19 protein-coding genes are annotated in these 18,585 nt (G+C 29.1%); 12 read left to right on the top strand and 7 right to left on the bottom strand.

Annotated elements, in window-relative coordinates:
* Positions 1 to 3: 3 nt before the first annotated feature.
* Entirely contained in the window at positions 4 to 243 is a 240-nt protein-coding gene (locus BLV71_RS17770) for a DUF6095 family protein (protein ID WP_093871840.1), read from the bottom strand.
* Positions 236 to 1,051: an N-acetylmuramic acid 6-phosphate etherase gene (gene murQ, locus BLV71_RS17765; protein WP_093871839.1), complete on the bottom strand. Its 816-nt coding sequence runs from the start codon at positions 1,049 to 1,051 to the stop codon at positions 236 to 238. The genes BLV71_RS17770 and murQ overlap by 8 nt, the downstream gene beginning before the upstream one ends.
* A gap of 108 nt (positions 1,052 to 1,159) precedes the next feature.
* Between murQ and BLV71_RS17760 the strand changes: the two genes are divergently transcribed.
* A complete protein-coding gene (locus BLV71_RS17760; protein WP_093871838.1) occupies positions 1,160 to 1,990 on the top strand; it encodes a mechanosensitive ion channel family protein in 831 nt (276 codons plus the stop codon).
* A gap of 73 nt (positions 1,991 to 2,063) precedes the next feature.
* Here BLV71_RS17760 and BLV71_RS17755 read toward each other — a convergent pair whose 3' ends face one another.
* Entirely contained in the window at positions 2,064 to 4,289 is a 2,226-nt protein-coding gene (locus BLV71_RS17755) for an NADP-dependent isocitrate dehydrogenase (RefSeq protein ID WP_093871837.1), read from the bottom strand.
* 401 nt (positions 4,290 to 4,690) lie between these two features.
* Entirely contained in the window at positions 4,691 to 5,041 is a 351-nt protein-coding gene (gene rplS, locus BLV71_RS17750) for a 50S ribosomal protein L19 (protein ID WP_093871836.1), read from the bottom strand.
* A 267-nt stretch (positions 5,042 to 5,308) separates the two neighbouring features.
* Between rplS and BLV71_RS17745 the strand changes: the two genes are divergently transcribed.
* A complete protein-coding gene (locus tag BLV71_RS17745; protein ID WP_093871835.1) occupies positions 5,309 to 5,998 on the top strand; it encodes a phosphatase PAP2 family protein in 690 nt (229 codons plus the stop codon).
* Positions 5,999 to 7,504, top strand: a complete 1,506-nt coding sequence (locus BLV71_RS17740) for an ArnT family glycosyltransferase (protein ID WP_093871834.1) — start codon at positions 5,999 to 6,001, stop codon at positions 7,502 to 7,504.
* Here the strand turns inward: BLV71_RS17740 and BLV71_RS17735 are convergent.
* The 3 genes from BLV71_RS17735 to BLV71_RS17725 are packed head-to-tail and all read right to left on the bottom strand — an operon-like array spanning position 7,494 to position 10,587.
* Complete coding sequence (locus tag BLV71_RS17735) at positions 7,494 to 8,972, bottom strand: glycosyltransferase family 39 protein (protein WP_233487174.1); 1,479 nt, start codon at positions 8,970 to 8,972, stop codon at positions 7,494 to 7,496. The two genes, BLV71_RS17740 and BLV71_RS17735, sit on opposite strands and share 11 nt — an antisense overlap.
* 47 nt (positions 8,973 to 9,019) lie before the next feature.
* Positions 9,020 to 9,697, bottom strand: coding sequence for a tRNA (guanosine(37)-N1)-methyltransferase TrmD (gene trmD / locus BLV71_RS17730; protein ID WP_093871833.1), 678 nt, complete (start codon positions 9,695 to 9,697; stop codon positions 9,020 to 9,022).
* A gap of 29 nt (positions 9,698 to 9,726) precedes the next feature.
* Complete coding sequence (locus BLV71_RS17725) at positions 9,727 to 10,587, bottom strand: RluA family pseudouridine synthase (protein WP_093871832.1); 861 nt, start codon at positions 10,585 to 10,587, stop codon at positions 9,727 to 9,729.
* 263 nt (positions 10,588 to 10,850) lie between these two features.
* Between BLV71_RS17725 and BLV71_RS17720 the strand changes: the two genes are divergently transcribed.
* From BLV71_RS17720 to vgrG, 9 genes are all read left to right on the top strand, one after another.
* Complete coding sequence (locus tag BLV71_RS17720) at positions 10,851 to 11,690, top strand: helix-turn-helix transcriptional regulator (RefSeq protein WP_093871831.1); 840 nt, start codon at positions 10,851 to 10,853, stop codon at positions 11,688 to 11,690.
* 209 nt (positions 11,691 to 11,899) lie between these two features.
* Complete coding sequence (locus BLV71_RS17715) at positions 11,900 to 12,475, top strand: Pvc16 family protein (RefSeq protein ID WP_093871830.1); 576 nt, start codon at positions 11,900 to 11,902, stop codon at positions 12,473 to 12,475.
* The gene (locus BLV71_RS17710; RefSeq protein WP_093871829.1) at positions 12,468 to 13,295 is read left to right on the top strand and encodes a hypothetical protein; all 828 of its coding nucleotides are present in this window, start codon (positions 12,468 to 12,470) and stop codon (positions 13,293 to 13,295) included. Before BLV71_RS17715 ends, BLV71_RS17710 begins: the two co-directional genes overlap by 8 nt.
* A 40-nt stretch (positions 13,296 to 13,335) precedes the next feature.
* Positions 13,336 to 14,919, top strand: a complete 1,584-nt coding sequence (locus tag BLV71_RS17705; protein WP_093871828.1) for a phage tail sheath family protein — start codon at positions 13,336 to 13,338, stop codon at positions 14,917 to 14,919.
* 56 nt (positions 14,920 to 14,975) lie between these two features.
* Positions 14,976 to 15,440 carry a phage tail protein gene (locus tag BLV71_RS17700; RefSeq protein WP_093871827.1) on the top strand — a complete coding sequence of 155 codons (465 nt, stop codon included), beginning with the start codon at positions 14,976 to 14,978 and terminating at the stop codon, positions 15,438 to 15,440.
* Positions 15,433 to 15,906 carry a phage tail protein gene (locus BLV71_RS17695; RefSeq protein ID WP_093871826.1) on the top strand — a complete coding sequence of 158 codons (474 nt, stop codon included), beginning with the start codon at positions 15,433 to 15,435 and terminating at the stop codon, positions 15,904 to 15,906. Before BLV71_RS17700 ends, BLV71_RS17695 begins: the two co-directional genes overlap by 8 nt.
* Before the next feature lie 13 nt (positions 15,907 to 15,919).
* Positions 15,920 to 16,087, top strand: coding sequence for a DUF5908 family protein (locus BLV71_RS18695; protein WP_176974436.1), 168 nt, complete (start codon positions 15,920 to 15,922; stop codon positions 16,085 to 16,087).
* Between the two features lies 1 nt (position 16,088).
* Positions 16,089 to 16,766, top strand: a complete 678-nt coding sequence (locus tag BLV71_RS17690) for a CIS tube protein (RefSeq protein ID WP_093871825.1) — start codon at positions 16,089 to 16,091, stop codon at positions 16,764 to 16,766.
* On the top strand, positions 16,763 to 18,559 hold the full coding sequence (vgrG, locus tag BLV71_RS17685; protein ID WP_093871824.1) for a type VI secretion system tip protein VgrG: 1,797 nt from the start codon (positions 16,763 to 16,765) through the stop codon (positions 18,557 to 18,559). The genes BLV71_RS17690 and vgrG overlap by 4 nt, the downstream gene beginning before the upstream one ends.
* The last annotated feature ends 26 nt before the right edge of the window (positions 18,560 to 18,585 follow it).

Genomic DNA, 18,585 nt, shown 5'->3' with positions numbered 1-18,585 from the left:
ATTTTATTGATTAAAAAGTGAGTCTAATATATTCTTAAAAGTTTTAAATCCAAAGTAAACAGTGTAAAGAATTAATAAAATGCCAATTACTAATAAAGTGTATGCTATTATTATCTTAGGTTGTTCAGTAAAAACTTTTAATGCCTTAAAAGAAACATTAAGTACTATAGGAGATAGTATTAATAGACCTAGTAAAATAAATAAATTTTTTATGTTTTTATCAAAAGACGTGTCTTTACTCATTTCTATAATTTTTTATAGCGTTTCTAACATTACCATACTTTTTTATTAGGTGACTAGCAGTTTGTTGGTCGATATGTAATTCGGAAACTAACATTTTTATACCTCTTTCTACTAATTTATTATTTGAAAGTTGCATGTCTACCATTTTATTCCCTTTAACTTTTCCTAGTTGAATCATTGTTGCAGTAGAGATCATATTAAGTACTAATTTTTGTGCTGTACCAGCTTTCATCCTTGAGCTACCTGTAACAACTTCTGGCCCTACTACTATTACAATAGGGTAGGATGCGGTTAATGCTAAAGGACTTTTTTTATTACATGTTATACAACCAGTAGTAATTCCTTCAGAGTTGCATTTTTCCAAAGCAGCAATAACATAAGGAGTTGTTCCTGAAGCAGCAATTCCAATTACAACATCTTTTTGATTTATATTGTGTTTTTGTAAATCAATCCATCCTTGTTCTTTTGAGTCTTCTGCAAATTCAACGGCTTTTCTTATAGCTATATCTCCACCTGCAATTAACCCAACAACTAAATCATGTGAAACCCCAAAGGTAGGTGGGCATTCACTAGCATCAACAATACCTAACCTTCCACTAGTACCTGCTCCAATATAAAACAGTCTACCACCTTTTTTTAGTTTAATAACTATTTGTTCAATTAAGTTTTCAATTGAAATTAGTTCTTTCTCAATAGCAAGAGGTACTGTTTTATCTTCATTGTTGATATTGGTTAATAACTTTGAAAGTTTCATTTTTTCTAAGTTATTATAATTCGAATCTTGTTCTGTTGTTTTAGTGAAGTTCATACATCAAAGTTACAAACTTTGAAAGTAAACTCAACAAAAAATAATTATAAGTGACGCTTTAAAAAAAGAGGTGTCTTAAAATATAGATTAACAAAAAATTAAATAAACATGGAAACAATACAAAATGCATTGACTAATTTTTATAATTCAATAGCATCTGGAATGGGAGATTGGGGTTTAAAATTAATTGGAGCTTTAGCTGCTTTAATAATCGGACTATGGATTATTAGAATTTTAGTTAAAGGAGTTTCAAAAGTCTTTGAATCTAAACATATAGATGAAACTTTACGACCTTTTTTAATTACACTAATTGGTTTTGTTTTAAAAGCTTTATTGATTATTTCTATAGCAGGAATAGTTGGAGTGCCTACAGCAACTTTTGCTGCCCTTATAGCAGGAGTAGGGATTGCAATTGGAGCTGCTTTTAATGGTTCATTAGGGCATTTGGCTTCGGGAATTATGCTGCTTGTTTTTAGACCTTTTAAAGTAGGAGACTTAATTAAAACTAATGGTGCTTTTGGTTTTGTTAAAGAGATATCTGTTTTTGTAACAGTTATTGAAACCTTCCAGAATGAAACTGAAATTATACCAAACTCTGCCATAACTTCTGGAAAGATTACAAACTTAACGAAAGTTGGAAGTTTACGTGTGGACATGCCGTTTGCGATTCGTTATGGGTCAGATATAAAGAAAGCGAAAGAGATTGTAATGAATGTATTAGTTAGTGATGTAAATGTGTTAAAAGATAAGGATAAGCAACCAAGAGTTGCAGTTAATAATTTAGGAGAGAATAGTATAGAACTATTAGCATTGCCTTATGTAAGTTGTGAGAATTATTGGGATGTGTATTGGGATACAAGGCAAAAAATAGTTGAAGAATTAGGAATAGCTGGCTTTGATGCTCCTTTACCTCAAAGAATTGTTACTATGGTTTCATAATTTGTTTTGGTTATTGAGTAACAAAAAAGCAGGTGATATTTCACCTGCTTTTGAATTTTATGTATAAATACTATTAAAAGCTTTCTAAAATAGTATTTAATGTTTGGCTAGGTTTCATGATATCGTCAGCCAATTTATCATTTGGTTCGTAGTATCCATCAATATTTACTGCTTTTCCTTGAACAGTGTTTAGTTCGTTTACTATAACAGATTCATTAGCAATCATTTTTTCAGCTAAAGAAGTAAATTGAACTTTTAATTCACTGTCTTTATTTTGAGAAGCTAATGCTTCAGCCCAATACATTGCTAAGTAAAAATGAGACCCTCTATTGTCTAATTCTCCTGTTTTTCTTGAAGGTCCTTTTTTGTTTTCTAGTAATTTATCAGTAGCGTCGTCAAGAGTCTCTGCTAAAATTTTAGCTTTAGAGTTGTTGTTAGTTTCACCTAAATGTTCTAGAGAAACAGCTAAAGCTAAAAATTCTCCTAAAGAATCCCAGCGTAAATGATTTTCTTCAACTAATTGTTGAACATGTTTAGGTGCTGAACCTCCAGCTCCAGTTTCAAACAATCCACCACCGTTCATTAATGGAACAATAGAAAGCATTTTAGCTGAAGTACCAAGCTCTAAAATTGGAAATAAATCGGTTAAATAATCACGTAAAACATTTCCAGTAACAGAAATAGTATCTAAACCAGCTTTAACTCTTTTTAAAGTGTATTCTGTAGCTTCAGCAACTGATTTAATAAGGATTTCTAATCCATTGGTATCATGATCTTGTAGATACTTCTTTACTTTTGTTATGATTTCGGCATCATGAGAACGGTTTTCATCTAACCAGAAAACTGCAGGGGTTTGAGTTGCTTTAGCACGAGTTACTGCTAATTTTACCCAGTCTTGGATTGGAGCGTCTTTTACTTGACACATTCTCCAAATATCACCTTCTTCAACAGAATGTTCTAATAATACAGTTCCATTATCGTCAATTACTTTAATAGCTCCGTTTGAGGCTATTTCAAAAGTTTTATCATGTGATCCGTATTCTTCAGCTTTTTGTGCCATTAAACCAACATTAGGAACAGTTCCCATGGTTGTTGGGTCAAAAGCTCCATTCTCTTTACAGAAGTCAATTGTTGCTTGATATAAGCTAGCATATGAACTATCTGGAATTACTGCTTTTGTATCTTGTTGTTTGCCTTCTTTGTTCCACATTTGACCAGAAGTACGAATCATAGCCGGCATAGAAGCATCAATAATAACATCAGAAGGAACATGTAGATTGGTGATGCCTTTATCAGAATCAACCATAGCTACATCAGGTCTGTTTGAGTAAACAGCTTCAATATCCGCTAAAATTTCATTTCTTTTTTCTTCAGATAATTCATTAAGATTACCTAATAAATTACCAAAACCATTGTTCACATTTACACCAATTTCATTAAATGTTTCTGAATGTTTTGTATATAAATCTTTAAAGAAAACTCTTACAGCATGACCAAAAATAATAGGGTCAGAAACTTTCATCATTGTAGCTTTCATGTGTAATGAAAACAAAACATTTTTATTTTTAGCATCAAGTACTTGAGTTTCTAAAAAGTTTAATAATGCCTTTTTGTTCATTACTGTTGCATCAATAACTTCATCCGCTAATAAAGATACTTTTTCTTTTAATACAGTAATATTTCCTTTAGTATCTGTGTGTTCTATTTTAACATTTGTAGCAGAAGGAACCGTAACCGATTTTTCATTATGAGCAAAGTCGCCTTCAGTCATTGTTGCTACATGTGTTTTAGAGTCAGAAGACCAAGCGCCCATTCTATGTGGGTTTTTCTTTGCGTAGTTTTTAACTGCTTTAGGGGCTCGACGGTCTGAGTTTCCTTCACGTAAAACAGGGTTTACAGCAGATCCTTTTACTTTGTTATATAGGGCTAAAACATTTTTGTCTTCATCAGAGTTTATTTCTTCTGGATAATTAGGTAAAGCATATCCTAAAGCTTGTAACTCTGTTATTGCTGCTTTTAATTGAGGAACTGAAGCTGAAATATTAGGTAGCTTTATAATGTTTGCTTCTGGTTTTTTTGCTAATTCTCCTAAAAAAGCTAAAGCGTCTTCAACGCGTTGCTCTTCTGTTAAATAACTAGAGAAATTGGCAAGAATACGACCAGCAAGAGAAATATCTTTAGTTTCAATTTCTATATTTGAAGATTTAGTAAATGCTTTTACTATAGGTAAAAACGAACGAGTAGCTAACGCAGGAGCTTCATCCGTTTTTGTATACATGATTTTAGCCGTTTTATTCATAAGTAAAAATTAAATTAATTATTTTGAAGTCAGGCAAATTTATGAATATATCGTGAAATTTTTAGTGAAAAATTCTTATTAATTAGCTGTTTTGATTATCAAATTAATAATTATATAGCTGTTTTTAGAGATTTTATTATTGAAAATAGAAGGGTATTAGCTAGTTTTATCCAAGGATGTTTTTTTTTGAATAAAAAGATTACTAAAAAGTAGTTGTTCAAGGATATTTAAGTAAATTTTATATATTAAATAGAATAGTGGTTAAAAACTTGTCTTTTTTGTTATTCTTAGTTTGTTAGATAAGTATTAATGGAAAGATAGAATGAGTTATTAATGATAATATTCAAAAAAAAAGCACCATATAACTTATATGGTGCTTTTTAATTTTTAAGAAATTAAGATTAAAATCTTTTTTCTTTAATTCTTGCTTTTTTACCAGTAAGACCTCTGAAATAGTAAATACGAGCTCTACGGATTTTACCTTTTTTGTTTATTTCTATTTTTTGAATAGCAGGTAAATTAATAGGGAAGATACGCTCAACACCTATAGTACCAGACATTTTTCTAATAGTAAATGTTTCAGAGCTTCCGCTACCTCTTTTTTGAATAACTACACCTCTAAAAAACTGAGTACGTACTTTCTCACCTTCTCTAATTTCGTAGTATACAGTAATAGTGTCTCCAGCTCCAAATTCTGGAAAATCGTTTTTTGTTACAAATTCGTCTTGTACAAATTTAATTAAAGATTCCATCTTAAATATTTTTTATAGTTTACTAAAACAACGTACACGATTCTCGTCAGAGGTTATTTTTTGTGGGTGCAAATTTATGTTTTTTTTCTGATATAAAAAGGTAAAGAGTAATTTATTTTTATGTTATTATTTTTCATAGTTATTTAAATAAAATGTTCTTTTAAAGTTAATTAGGGGTAGATTAGTTATGCTAAATTAAAATGGAATTAAAGTTTTTTAAACAATCAGTAGGTAGTTTTACAATATAAATAAAAGATATATTTTATTATGAGTAAAAGTATTGCTGTAAGATTTAGAAATAAAAGTAAAGCCAATATTTGGCTTGATGGAGTTAAGAATGTACTTGTTCTTTTAAGCTTAAGAATTAAAAGACAAACGTATTTTGTTTACGGAGTGTTTTTTATTGTTTCATTTTTATTAGTAATTTTATTCAATAAGTTTTTTCTTCATTTAAAAATAAATCAATTTCATACTTCATTTCTAGATGCGTTTTTTAAGTACAGTACTTTTTTAGGTGATGGAGTAATGTTTGGGGTATTAGTATTACTTTTTGTATTTGTTAAACGTAGAATAGCACTGGTTTTTCTTATTAGTGGTTTGCTAACATTATTAGTTACACACTTTTTTAAGAAAATTATTTTTAAAGGTATACCACGACCAGTTGGAGTTTTTGGAGAAGATTCATTGTATTTAGTTAACGGAGTTAAAATGGCATTATGGAATTCTTTTCCTTCTGGCCATACAACAACAGCTTTTGCTATTTTTACAATATTATGTTTGTATTTTGCTAAATGCAAGTCTCAATATTTATGGATTTCTTTAGCTATCATAGCTGGTTTATCTAGAGTGTATTTATCGCAACACTTTTTAATAGATGTTTTTGTAGGGTCTTTTATTGGTATTGTAATAGGTTTTATAAGTATGGGGTTATTCTACAAGTATGAAAGAAGTATTTAAGTGAAGTATAAAATATCTTATAAAAGAGTAGTTTATGTATTAATTGTTGTTAGTACATTATTAAGAGTTTTTTTTGCAAGCCAATTAGAGTTTGGTAATGATGAAGTATATTATTGGTTGTATGCTAAGTATCCTGATATTAGTCATTTTGACCATCCGCCATTTGTAGGTTTTTTTATTCAGTTATTTACTTTTGATTTGTTTTTTGATAGTGAATTAGCTATTCGATTAGCAGCTATCATACCTGGAAGTATTAATATGTATTTATTATTTTTAATTGGCTGTAAAATAAAAAACGAGTTGGTAGGTTTTTTATCAGTTATATTATATAATTTAAATATATACGCTTTAATAATAGCTGGAACATTTATTTTACCAGATGCACCATTACTTTTTTTCTGGTTACTAAGTTTTTATTTTTTGATAGAAGCATTGCCTTTAGAGCCTTCAAAAGATACAAGAAAAAAACTTTTTATAGCTTTCTTTTTTATTGCGTGCGCTATTTATTCAAAATATCAAGCAGTATTTTTATTAGTAGGAGTTGTATTATATATTGTTTTTATAAATAGGACTTGGTTAAAAGATTGGTCTTTTTATCTATCATTTATTTTTCCATTAATTACAGTTTCGTTGATTGTATATTGGAATTATCAGTATGATTTTATTAGTTATAAATTTCATAATAATAGAGTTTCATTGTTTAGTCTTTCTTTTAATAAAGACTCATTTTTAAGAGAAGTATTAGGTCAAATGGTATACAATAATCCGTATATTTTTTTTTCAATACATATAATGACTGTAGCTTTAATCAGGAAGAAATTCATATTTGAGAAAAAACAGTTATGGTTATTTATATTTTTTTCATTTCCATTAATATTCACGACAATTTATTTGTCTCTATATAAAGATACTCTACCACATTGGTCAGGAATATCTTATGTAACATTATTGCCATTACTAGCTGTATATATTCATAAGAATAAAAAAATAGAAAGAAATTTAATTAGAGGAGGGGTAGTTTTAATGATGTTAATGGTTTTTACTTCTATTGAAATTAACAAAGGATGGTTTTTACCTATTGGAAAAAATATTAATAAAGAAGAGTTTAATAATAAGGATGCTTTGATGGATATGTATGGATGGAAACAATTATCAGCTAAAATAACACCACTATTAGAGACCAAAAACTTGAAAAGTATACCAATTATTTCAGACAAATGGTTTCCTTTAGCACATATAGATTATTATATAGCAAGGCCAAATAAAATGGATGTTTATGGAATAGGAGAATTAACGAACATACATAAGTATTATTGGATAAATAAGAAAAAAAAGAAACTTACCTCCAAAGATGTTTTATACCTAACAGACAGTAGGAATTATAGAAGCCCTAACAGTGTTTATGGAAAAAGTTTTAATCAATATAATTTATTGAAAACGATTCCAATTAAAAGGAATGATAAAATAGTTAAATATGTTTTCTTGTATTTATTAATTAAGGATTAGTTGTATAATTTTCGCAGTAAAAAATCCAGAATTTACGGATTTCTTTTCCTTTTTTAGATACAATAATTGGTTTTAATTCAGTTACTTTTGAAAAGTACTGGTTTAATTCAGGAATAGTATTTCCTTTTTTATTCCTTGTTTTAAACCGCGTGTCAGAATCTATAAAAATAGCATTTTTTCCATTTAGCATGCTTAAATCATCTCCTAAATAATCAAAATGAAGTGCATGTTTACCAATAATATTTTGCGCATATACTTTGTTTTCCATGTAAAAATTTAGAACAGCTGATGTTTTATATTTATCATCAGAAAAAACAAAAGTATTTGGATATTGATTTTGAAGCTTTTTAGTTTCAATAGCTAAATTTTCCCAGCCTACCCAAGTATCATCACTTTTTATTGGTGCTAAATAAAACAGTACTTGCAAACTAATTAAAAAATGAAACACTATTGATGTTATTAATTGAGCTTTTAATAGTTTTTTATTAATAAACATTCCTGCTAAAATAATACCTGTAATATACGAAGGCATTAACCAATTTAATTTAACCCAATAAACAGGTGTTAAAGAGAAAAAACCTACAAAAGTTGGAATAAAAAAAGCAAGTAAGAATAATGTTTTTGAACTTGGAAGTTTAAATTTGGTTAAAGCTCTTTTAATATATTTAAAGGTAAAAACAATAAAAATACAAAATAAAACGGGTAATAGTAAAAATAATTGATGGCCTATAGCTCCAAAGAAATACTTTGGATTAATATTAAAACCAGATATAGAACCAGTTCTATTTGAAGATTGAAATAAGAAAGAAGCAAAATCATGTTGGTAATTCCACCACCAAACAGGAAACGTAATTGCTACAGAGATAACGATACCAAACCATAGCCATGGTGAGATTATTAATTTTCTATATTTATTAGAAAAAAGAATAAAAGCTATAAGTCCAAATTGTAATAATAAAGCAGTGTATTTACTGTTAAAGGCTAAACCCATTGCAATACCACCATAAATCCAAAACCATTTTTTTTCTTCAAAAATAGCTCTATATAAAAATAAAATACTCAAGGTCCAAAACAGTAGTAATGGAACATCTGGTGTTGAATTAAATGATAAAATAGAGATGAATAGGGTAGATGTTATTAATAAAATAGCTCTTTGTAATTTTTGTTTAGATAAAAAGCAAGAAGCTAATTTGTAAAAACTAAATATGGTAAGAGAGGTAACAATAAAATCGGCACATTTAACTACAAAAACAGTTTTTCCAAAGACTAAAGTAAACCCTCTTAAAATATATCCAATCATTCCTGGATGATCAAAGTAAGATAAAGATAAATTTTCTCCATAAAAATGGTAATATGCATCTTGAGGCATAAGTCCCATGAAAGGAAGTAAAACAAATCTAAAAAGTTGAAATGCAATAACAATACTTATTGCAGGGTATTTTTGAAAAAATGCTTTTAGTGTATCCAAGTTTGTTGTCTTTACTCAGTAATTAATTTAAACTAGATGTGTCATATTTATTCATCAAGTAAGTCTGGTCGAATTTGTTGAGTTCGTTCATATGCTTTTTCACTTCTCCATTCCTCTATTTTAGGAAAATTACCTGATAATAAAACATCAGGAACTTTTAAACCATCATATTCAGAAGGTCTTGTATATACAGGAGGCGATAATAAATTATCTTGAAAAGAATCAGTTAAGGCAGATTGTTCATCACCTAAAACTCCAGGGATTAATCGAATTACAGCATCACATAAAATTGCAGCTGCTAATTCACCACCAGTTAAAACATAGTCACCAATAGATATTTCTCTAGTAATAAACTTATCACGTACACGTTGATCTACGCCTTTATAATGACCAGTTAAAATAATAATATTTTCTTTTAAAGAAAGTGTATTAGCTGTGGCTTGATTTAATGTTTTGGCATCAGGAGTCATGTATATGATTTCATCATATTTTCTTTCTGATTGTAGTTTTTCAATACATTTAGCAATAGGTTCTATCATTAAAACCATTCCAGCTCCACCACCGAACTGTGTATCGTCTAATTGGCGATAATTACCTAAACCATATTCACGTAAGTTATGAAAATGAACTTCGGCTAAACCTTTATCAATTGCACGTTTCATCATTGAATGTTCAAACGGGCTTTTTAGTAGTTCTGGAGCTACAGTAATAATATCTATTCGCATAGGCGCAAAGATATATCTTTTAAAGAAAATTATAGAGGGAATATTTTATTGAATTTGGATGGGAGTTCTTTAGTTATAAAAATCCATTCTTTAGTAAACGGATGTATAAATTCTAAAGAAGAAGCATGTAAGTACAGCCCTTTTCCTTTAAGGACAAGATCATTAATATAGTATTCTTTATCTCCTAAAATAGGATTTCCTATAGCTAATAAATGTTTTCTTAATTGGTGTTTTCTTCCAGTTTTTGGTTTAAGAGAAACTAAATTCAAATAACCAAATCGTTTTGAAGTAACTGTATTAGATACTTCATAGCTTGTAAAGGCATTTTTAGAATCTATAGATATATTTATTTCACCTGCTTTTTTCATCTTACCGATACTAATTGCATGGTATGTTTTTTGAATAGTTTTATTTTCAAATAATTTATTTAAAGCAATAATACTGGATTTTGTTTTGCCAATTAAAAGTAAACCACTTGTAGGGTAATCTAGCCGATGCACTGGTCTTGGCCGAACACCGTCTATTTGTAAGCTTTTTTGTAAATTTTGAGATAACGCATTATCAATAGTTGCGAATGAATTTCCACTAACTAAAATTCCTGATGGTTTATATATAATGGCTAAATAATCGTCTTCAAAAAGAATTTCTAAAGGGAAAATGAATTTTTTAGCATTTATTTCTTTTTCAGATTCTAATAGTTCTATTGTTTCATTTCCTTTTATAAATAAAGCAGTAGATGCAACAGTTCGGTTAACAAGAATCAATTCTTTTTTAATAGCTTTTTTTAAGCTTGATTTGGTTGAAACTGTATTAAAAATTCCAACACCATATTCTTGTAAACGAATAGATTTTTCTAATAAAGGAACTTTATGTGTTTCAGAAATTTTCAAAAAATAAGATTTTAAAAAGTTATTGAGTCAAAATTAAACAATCTAAGGTTAAGTTAAATAAACTATTCTTAAAAACAACTGAATATGAGTTTAAGGAAAAAAGTAATAATGAAAACCTTGTTATCAATAAGAGAACGTTCATGTATGTTTTTTAATCACTAAAAGAAATTATAGATAAAAAGAATTTATTAGTAATTAATTTTAAGATACTAAAAGAAATGCTTTTATAACCAAACTAACCCCCTAATAATATCAACTAACTTTTGAAAACAGATAACTACATAATAGTTGGGTCTGATCATAATCCTACTCTCTCAAGAATAGTAAAAGAAATTGATGAGTTACAAGGATTTAGTAATGTAACTGTAAACTCAGTATCGTTATTAAAACAATTATTAATTTCAATTTCCCCCAAACTTATTATTCTTAGTTTTAAGAATAATAAGAAACAAATTGATCAATTATTTAAATTAAATACTAATTTTTTACCTCCAATTTTATGTCTAAATAACAGGTATGAAAAACTTAATTTTATTTTTGAAAAAGTTCCAGTAATTGTACAGTCTTTAGAAAATAGCTTAGACAATAAATATTTATTAAATAATATAAGAAGTATATTATCAATAAAAATAGATGGAAGAGTCTCAAAAATAAAAAAAGAAAAGCAATTAAGTTTTGTTACTGAAAATAAGAATTTAGCTCGTTATGTTTTAGAATTAGATCAAAAAAAAGAGTTATTAAAAAGAATGACAGAAAAAATAAAAGAAGTATACGTTTCTGTTGACCAGAATACGAAAAACAGATTAAATTCAATTATAAATAACATAAAGTTAGATAATTCTACAACTCATTGGGATGATTTTAAAGTATATTTTGAAAATATAAATCCAGGTTTTATTACTCATTTGTGTTCAAAATATCCTTGTTTAACCTCAAAAGATATTAAGTACTGTTGTTATTTAAAAATGAACATGTCTAATGAAGATATTCGATACATTTTAGGTATAAATAAAGAAAGTGTTCGTACCCACAAATATCGCTTAAAGAAAAAAATGATTCTAGAAAAAGGACAAGATTTAAAAAGTTATATAAGTTCTTTTTAAAAACACACACAAGTAAGTTTAAAAAAGAGTGGTCTGTATAGGTCACTCTTTTTTTATACTAAAAGCACACAGAATATAAGATGTCTATGTTTTGTATACGATTAAAAATAATGAAAAAAATATGTCTACGATTTGTAGACTGTCATTTTTAGGAAGCTTTAAGTGAAGTAGTTAATTTTGGAATAACCAAACTGTAACTACTATTTATAATGATTTTAAAAGCATTACAATTTACAAACAGAACTTTAAATCAGTTTTTAAAAAACAAATTCGGATTAAGTGACGATGTTGTTGTAACCAATAAAATTATAGATCAAAACGGAACTGATCCTATAGAGAATCAAAATAAAGTAATTATTACTTTAATTCATGTAGAACAAGAAACAGTAAAGTCTTTTTACAGAAAAAATAAACAACTAAATGATGGTAATTATGAAAATAAACCATTAGATGAAAGATACAATTTATACCTTTTAGTAGCTCCAAATTTTGAACAGTATAATGAAACTTTAAAGTTTTTAAATGCAACAATTCAGTTTTTTCAAATAAATGGAGTATTAGATGCAAACACATCTTCAAAAATCCCTAAAGGTATTTCTCGTTTAGAGTTTGAGTTTGAAAAGGGAGATGGTTATTTACAAATGCATAATTTATGGAGTGCATTAGGAGCTAAATACCAACCAAGTGTAATTTACAAAATGCGATTAGTTACTATAGTATCTGATGAAATTAATGCATTTGAATCTAGTGTTAATGTAACTTCAAATAGAACAATAGATGATTAGAAGTAGTTTTCAAACGATATTTAATTTAGAGATTACTCATACCTATTATGAAAATAATATATGTAAAGGTTTAGTGTATAAACCAACAAAAGAAACACAAACCATTATTAACAAGTTTTTTTTTAAGCCAAGAATTACTGACACAGGTTTTGGGTTATATACCGATACAAAAAGGAGTATAGCGTTTTTTTTAAATTATTTAACGGAAGTAACTGGAGAAACATCATTTCATTTTGAAGCAAACACATTAAATCCACAGTTTTATCAAATAACAGATTTGCCCATTAATAAAATAGGAGTAATAATTTATAAAAGCAATTGGGTGATTCCTAGCTCAAAAGCAGCACCAATCGTATTGAAATCAAATTTTATACCTACTAAAGAAGCAAATGTGGTTTTCAAGGTTTCTATTGAATTTAAAGATATTATATCACAATTTGAAAATAATATAACACCTCTTTATCAAATAAAATTTAAAGCAAGAGCAACACAATGGAATTATTTGGTGATGAATAGAAGTCGTCAAAATTTAGGAAGTCTTTCCATTGAAAGTAAATCAAATATAAAATTTAAAGGCCCCGTTGAGGTAAATCTTCAAAACGGAGAGAAAGCACAACGATTTACTACAGATAAAGAACTATTAAAGCTTACTGAAATACCTAAATATAGTTTTGATTTAATCAGTTTAACCAAAAAAAATGGATTGGATAGAACCAAAATCATATTTAAGGGTTTACCAAACCCAAACCCGAGTGTAATAGAAGTAAATACAAATCAATTAGCACCTCTTGTAGCTTCATTGATGTATGTATATGTATAAAGGTCAAATTAACTAATAATGAATATAATAAAAATGTTTTATGAATTTATCAACCATTAAATCTCCAGGGGTTTATATCAATGAAGTAAATGCTTTTGGTAATTCAGTAGTACCCGTTGCTACTGCGATACCAGCATTTATTGGATATACACCTCAAGCTATGTACGAAGGGAAATCGTACACGAATGTGCCTAAAAAAATTACATCATTCGCAGATTTTCAAGCTATTTTTTGTTTGCCAAACCCACCTGCACCAGCAGATCCTGCTAAACAATATGATCCTGAGTATTATTTAGTAAAACAAGATAGCCAACCAACATCAGGAGACTATATGATGATAGGAAGCGATTTTTATGCCATTCTTCCAGATCCGAATACAATTTATTATTTATACAATAGTATTAAGTTGTTTTATGATAATGGTGGAGGAGATGCCTATATTGTATCTATAGGACCTTATGGAGAACCTTCAAATACACCTGCAGCAGTTGGTGCACAAATAGTAAATCCGAACGTACAAAAAAACGATTTAACAAATGGTTTAGACTTGTTAAAACAAGAACAAGAACCAACTATGTATATCTGTCCTGAAGCTACTTTATTATCAGTAGATGATAATGCTTCTTTAATGCAATCAATGTTATTGCAATCTACAGAAATGCAAACAACAGTATGTATTTTTGATATTATTGGAGGTAATACACCAGATCCTATTAATTATACAGAAGATATTACAACTTTTAGAAATTCCACAGGATCAAACGGATTAGATTATGGAGCAGCTTATTATCCATTTGTAGATACTACAGTAATGCAAGCTTCAGATATAGATTATACAAATTTATTTGGAGGAGATGTTACTCAATTACAAGCAATATTGAGTCCTGCAGATAATCCTAATGAAACTGTAAATACCATTATAGCAAATATTCAAAATCCACCAGATGGAGAAGCATTAACCGTAAGTCAATATAATAATTCGTTATTAGTGGCGAGTCCTACTTACAGTACTATTATAGCACATGTGTTACAAGATGCAAATTTATTACCTCCAAGTGGTGGTATGGCAGGAGTAATAACAACTACAGATAATCAGGTAGGTCCATGGCAAGCTCCAGCAAACACATCAATGGTTGACGTTGTTAATTTACCTATCAAACTATCAGAAACACAACAAGCAGATTTAAATGTTGATGCAGTTTCAGGTAAATCTATTAATGCAATTCGATTTTTTAATGGATTAGGAATTTTAGTTTGGGGAGCAAGAACACTGGATGGTAATAGTCAAGATTGGAGGTACTTATCAGTAAGAAGAACAATGATTTTTTTAGAGCAATCATGTAAACTCGCTGCAAATGCATATGTTTTTGCACCTAATGATAAAAATACATGGGAAGCTGTAAAAGCAATGATTTCTAGTTTCTTAAATGATATTTGGAAGCAAGGAGGCTTACAAGGAGCAAGTGCTTCAGATGCTTTTTCTGTAGAATGTGGCTTAGGAGCTACTATGACTTCTGAAGATATTTTAAATGGATTTATGAATGTTACTGTAAAAGTTGCAATTGTAAGACCTGCAGAATTCATTGTATTGACATTTCAACAACAAATGGCTACATCTAGCTAATTAGAAGTGTATTAAAAAAGATAACCGAATAAAAAACTAATATAAAAAATAATATTATGGCAACAGATGATGGAAGCGTACAAGGCGCAACATGGCCCATGCCAAAGTTCCGATTTGAAGTAGATTTAGGGACTGAATTAACTGGAGTTGCATTTCAAGAAGTTTCTGGAATGGATGTAGAAAACCAAATAATAGAATATCGAAAAAGTAATAGTAAACTGTTTTCTACCGAAAAAATGCCAGGAATTGTTAAGTACGGAAACGTAACTATGAAGCGTGGAGTTTTTGTAAATGACAATACTTTTTGGGATTGGCATGAAGAAATTAAAATGAATACAATTAAGCGTAGAACAGTTTTAATAAAACTTTTAGATGAAGGAGGTAATGTAACTATGCAATGGCAGTTAAATAATGCTTGGCCAACTAAAATTACCAGTACCGATTTAAAATCTGATGGAAATGAAGTAGCTGTAGATACGATAGAAATTGCACATGAAGAGCTAATTATAACAAATGGCTAAAAAAAAATCAAAGGCAAAAGAAGAAAATGTAACAGGTATATATCCTGTTAATTTTTATTTTTCTGTTTCATTTGATAGTAGTGAAGGCATCGATTTTCAAGAAGTTTCGGGTTTAACTAGAGAGCAAACAATAGAAGAAGTAGCAGGTGGAGGCGAAAATAGATTTAAATATCGTCTTCCATCTGTTTCTATAAGTAAAAACTTAATACTTAAAAGAGCTGTAATATTAAAAGGAGATGCATTAACTAATTGGTGTAAAGATAGTATTGATGGTGGTTTAGCTAAGCCAATAAAAACAAAAACAGTTTCTGTAAATCTACTAAACAGTGAAGGTCAGGTTTCAATGAAATGGAATTTTTATAAAGCATATCCTGTAAAGTATTCGTTTTCAGATTTAAAATCTCAAACAGGAGAAGTTTTAATAGATACTATAGAGTTGGCTTATATCCATTTTACATCATCTTAAAAAATAAGAAAGAATGCCAGTAGAAATAAGAGAATTGATTATTAAAACAGAAATAAAAACAAAAAATGATGAAAATATATCACTTAAAGAAAATGAGTTCCTTGTTTTTAAAGAAGAAATTTTAGAAACCTGTAAAAGAATGTTAACAGAAGGTGTAAAGAAAATAAATTACAGAAGGTAGAATGGGCTTAGAGTTAATGAAAATAACAGGTTATTTAGATGGCGATTTTAACACGCCAATACCAGGAGATCCCTATAAGGTGATGATTAACCCTAATGAGATAAAATGGAATCGTAAAATTCTTTACAATGAACAACAACCTATAGATTCTAGCAAACCTTCTCAGAAATATAAAAACACCGCAAGTGATGAATTAAGTTTTGATATAGTTATTGATTGTACTGGAGTTGTATTTTCTAAACGAATAGATATGGCTACAGAAATTAAAACCTTGGAAGATATTGTTTATACCTATAATGGAAAAATTCACAGACCAAATTATGTTAAAATACAGTGGGGGAATAACATGTCTTTTAAAAGTGTTTTAAAAACATTTAATACAAATTACACGCTTTTTAGGCCCGATGGGAGTCCTCTTAGAGCAAAAGTTTCTTTAAGTTTTGGAGAATATGTTTCGTCAAAAAGAAAATGTAAAGAAGAAAAAAAAGAATCTCCAGATATTACACATTTGGTAGAAGTAGTTGAAGGAGAATCGTTGCCTCAGTTATGTACAAAAATGTGGAATTCTCCTTTTCATTACATACAAGTAGCAAATTATAATGGACTTAATAAGTTTAGAAAACTAGAAGGAGGAAAAGAATTGATTTTTCCTCCAATAATAAAACCAATTGAAGCATGAGTTGTTCAGGAATTGATAGTGGCGGTTTAGTCACATTTGATGTAAAAGTAAACGGAAGTTTTATACCAGATATTATAGAAGTAGAAAACGTTGTTATAGATAAGTCGGTTAATAGAATATCAAAAGCAACAATAGTAATTCTTGATGGTAATCCATCAGAAGAGGGGTTTACAGTAAGTTCTTCAGCAACGTTTGTACCCGGAAATAAAGTAAGTATAGAGCTGGGGTATGAATCTGTAAACGAGTTGGTTTTTGAAGGTATTATAACAAAACAAAGTGTAAAAGTAAACGGAGCAGCTGGTCCTACCTTAGAAGTAGAATGTAGAGATGAGGCTATTCGTATGATTGTTGGACGTAAAAGTGCTACTTATGCTAAGAAAAAAGATAGTGATATTATAAATTCTATAATAAGCACTTACAAAGGTTTAAGTGCTAATGTAACAGCAACACAAACGAAATGGCAAGAACAAGTACAGTATTATACAACTGACTGGGATTTTATTATGGCAAGAGCCGAGTCTAATGGTATGATAATTACAACACTAGGTGGAAAGGTTTCAGTATTTCCACCAGATAAAGACAAAAAATCAGTTTTAAAGATTGAATATGGAAATAACTTATTGGAGTTTAATGCCGATTTAGATTCAATAACACAATTAGCATCTGTAAAAGGGAATTCATGGGGGTATCCTACTCAAAAAATAACCACAGCTTCTGCAAATAACAATTATGCTGGTGCTGGTAATTTATCAACAAAAAAATTATCAGAAGTTGTAGGGTTAAAAGATTTCCAAGTACAAACAACGGCTCCTTTAGAAGCAACAGATTTAACCAATTGGTCTAAAGCTACTTTAATAAAAAGTGAGTTTTCTAAAATTAGAGGAGAAGTTAAATTTCAAGGAAGTAATAAAGTAAACCCAGGAAAATATCTAACCTTAGATGGGTTAGGAGATCGTTTTAATGGCGATCATTTTATGTCAAATGTAAAACATGAAGTAGCTCATGGTAACTGGGTAACTACCGTAACTATAGGTTTATCTCCAGTTTGGTTTACAGAAGAACCAGATGTAATGGCACCACCAGCATCAGGTTTATTACCTGGAGTACAAGGACTTTTTAATGCAACGGTAAAAAAAATGTATGAAGATCCTGATAATCAATTTAGAATATTAATTGATATTCCATTATTTGATAGCAAAGGTGAAGGTATTTGGGCAAGACTTGCTAATTTTTATTCAACTTCGGGTGCAGGGGCATTTTTTTTACCAGAAGTAGGAGATGAGGTTGTTGTTGGGTTTTTAAATGAAGATCCACGTTATCCTATTATTTTAGGAAGTTTATATAGTAGCACAAAAAACAAACCTTATAAAGGGCTCATTCCAGACAAAAAAAACACAAAAAAAGCAATTGTTTCTAAGCAAGGAATTTTTATAGAGTTTGATGATGAAAACAAGAAGTTTACTATTGAAACACCTAGTAAAAACACTGCAATTTTTGATGATAAGAGTAAAGAAATAACGATTAAAGATCAGAACAGTAATAGTATCGTCATGTCTTCTAGTGGGATTACTATTAAGAGTGCTAAAAATATAAACATAGAGGCTAATCAAAAGTTAACCCTTAAAGGAAAACAAGGTGTAACAATAGATAGTTCTCCTGGAGATGTAACAATTAAAGGAACTAATATAAAAGAAACAGCAAGTGTAAAGTATTCTGCAAAAGGAAGTGCACAAGCTGAACTTACAGGAGGTGCACAAACTACCATAAAAGGAGCTATGGTTATGATAAACTAAACTTAAACAAACTAATAAAATTTAAA

This window comes from Tenacibaculum sp. MAR_2010_89 (genome assembly GCF_900105985.1).
In the GTDB taxonomy this organism is placed as follows: Bacteria; Bacteroidota; Bacteroidia; order Flavobacteriales; family Flavobacteriaceae; genus Polaribacter; species Polaribacter halocynthiae.
Note: the sequence above shows the minus strand (reverse complement) of the source record. Positions and strands in the feature narration are given on the sequence as shown.

Excerpts from the sequence above, each read along its gene's own strand:
- BLV71_RS18695 (WP_176974436.1), top strand. The coding sequence starts at position 15,920 with ATGCCAGTAGAAATAAGAGAATTGATTATTAAAACAGAAATAAAAACA.
- BLV71_RS17695 (WP_093871826.1), top strand. The coding sequence starts at position 15,433 with ATGGCTAAAAAAAAATCAAAGGCAAAAGAAGAAAATGTAACAGGTATA.
- BLV71_RS17770 (WP_093871840.1), bottom strand. The coding sequence starts at position 243 with ATGAGTAAAGACACGTCTTTTGATAAAAACATAAAAAATTTATTTATT.
- BLV71_RS17690 (WP_093871825.1), top strand. The coding sequence starts at position 16,089 with ATGGGCTTAGAGTTAATGAAAATAACAGGTTATTTAGATGGCGATTTT.
- BLV71_RS17755 (WP_093871837.1), bottom strand. The coding sequence starts at position 4,289 with ATGAATAAAACGGCTAAAATCATGTATACAAAAACGGATGAAGCTCCT.
- murQ (WP_093871839.1), bottom strand. The coding sequence starts at position 1,051 with ATGAACTTCACTAAAACAACAGAACAAGATTCGAATTATAATAACTTA.
- BLV71_RS17710 (WP_093871829.1), top strand. The coding sequence starts at position 12,468 with ATGATTAGAAGTAGTTTTCAAACGATATTTAATTTAGAGATTACTCAT.
- BLV71_RS17745 (WP_093871835.1), top strand. The coding sequence starts at position 5,309 with ATGAGTAAAAGTATTGCTGTAAGATTTAGAAATAAAAGTAAAGCCAAT.
- BLV71_RS17705 (WP_093871828.1), top strand. The coding sequence starts at position 13,336 with ATGAATTTATCAACCATTAAATCTCCAGGGGTTTATATCAATGAAGTA.
- BLV71_RS17715 (WP_093871830.1), top strand. The coding sequence starts at position 11,900 with ATGATTTTAAAAGCATTACAATTTACAAACAGAACTTTAAATCAGTTT.
- vgrG (WP_093871824.1), top strand. The coding sequence starts at position 16,763 with ATGAGTTGTTCAGGAATTGATAGTGGCGGTTTAGTCACATTTGATGTA.
- BLV71_RS17700 (WP_093871827.1), top strand. The coding sequence starts at position 14,976 with ATGGCAACAGATGATGGAAGCGTACAAGGCGCAACATGGCCCATGCCA.
- rplS (WP_093871836.1), bottom strand. The coding sequence starts at position 5,041 with ATGGAATCTTTAATTAAATTTGTACAAGACGAATTTGTAACAAAAAAC.
- BLV71_RS17760 (WP_093871838.1), top strand. The coding sequence starts at position 1,160 with ATGGAAACAATACAAAATGCATTGACTAATTTTTATAATTCAATAGCA.
- trmD (WP_093871833.1), bottom strand. The coding sequence starts at position 9,697 with ATGCGAATAGATATTATTACTGTAGCTCCAGAACTACTAAAAAGCCCG.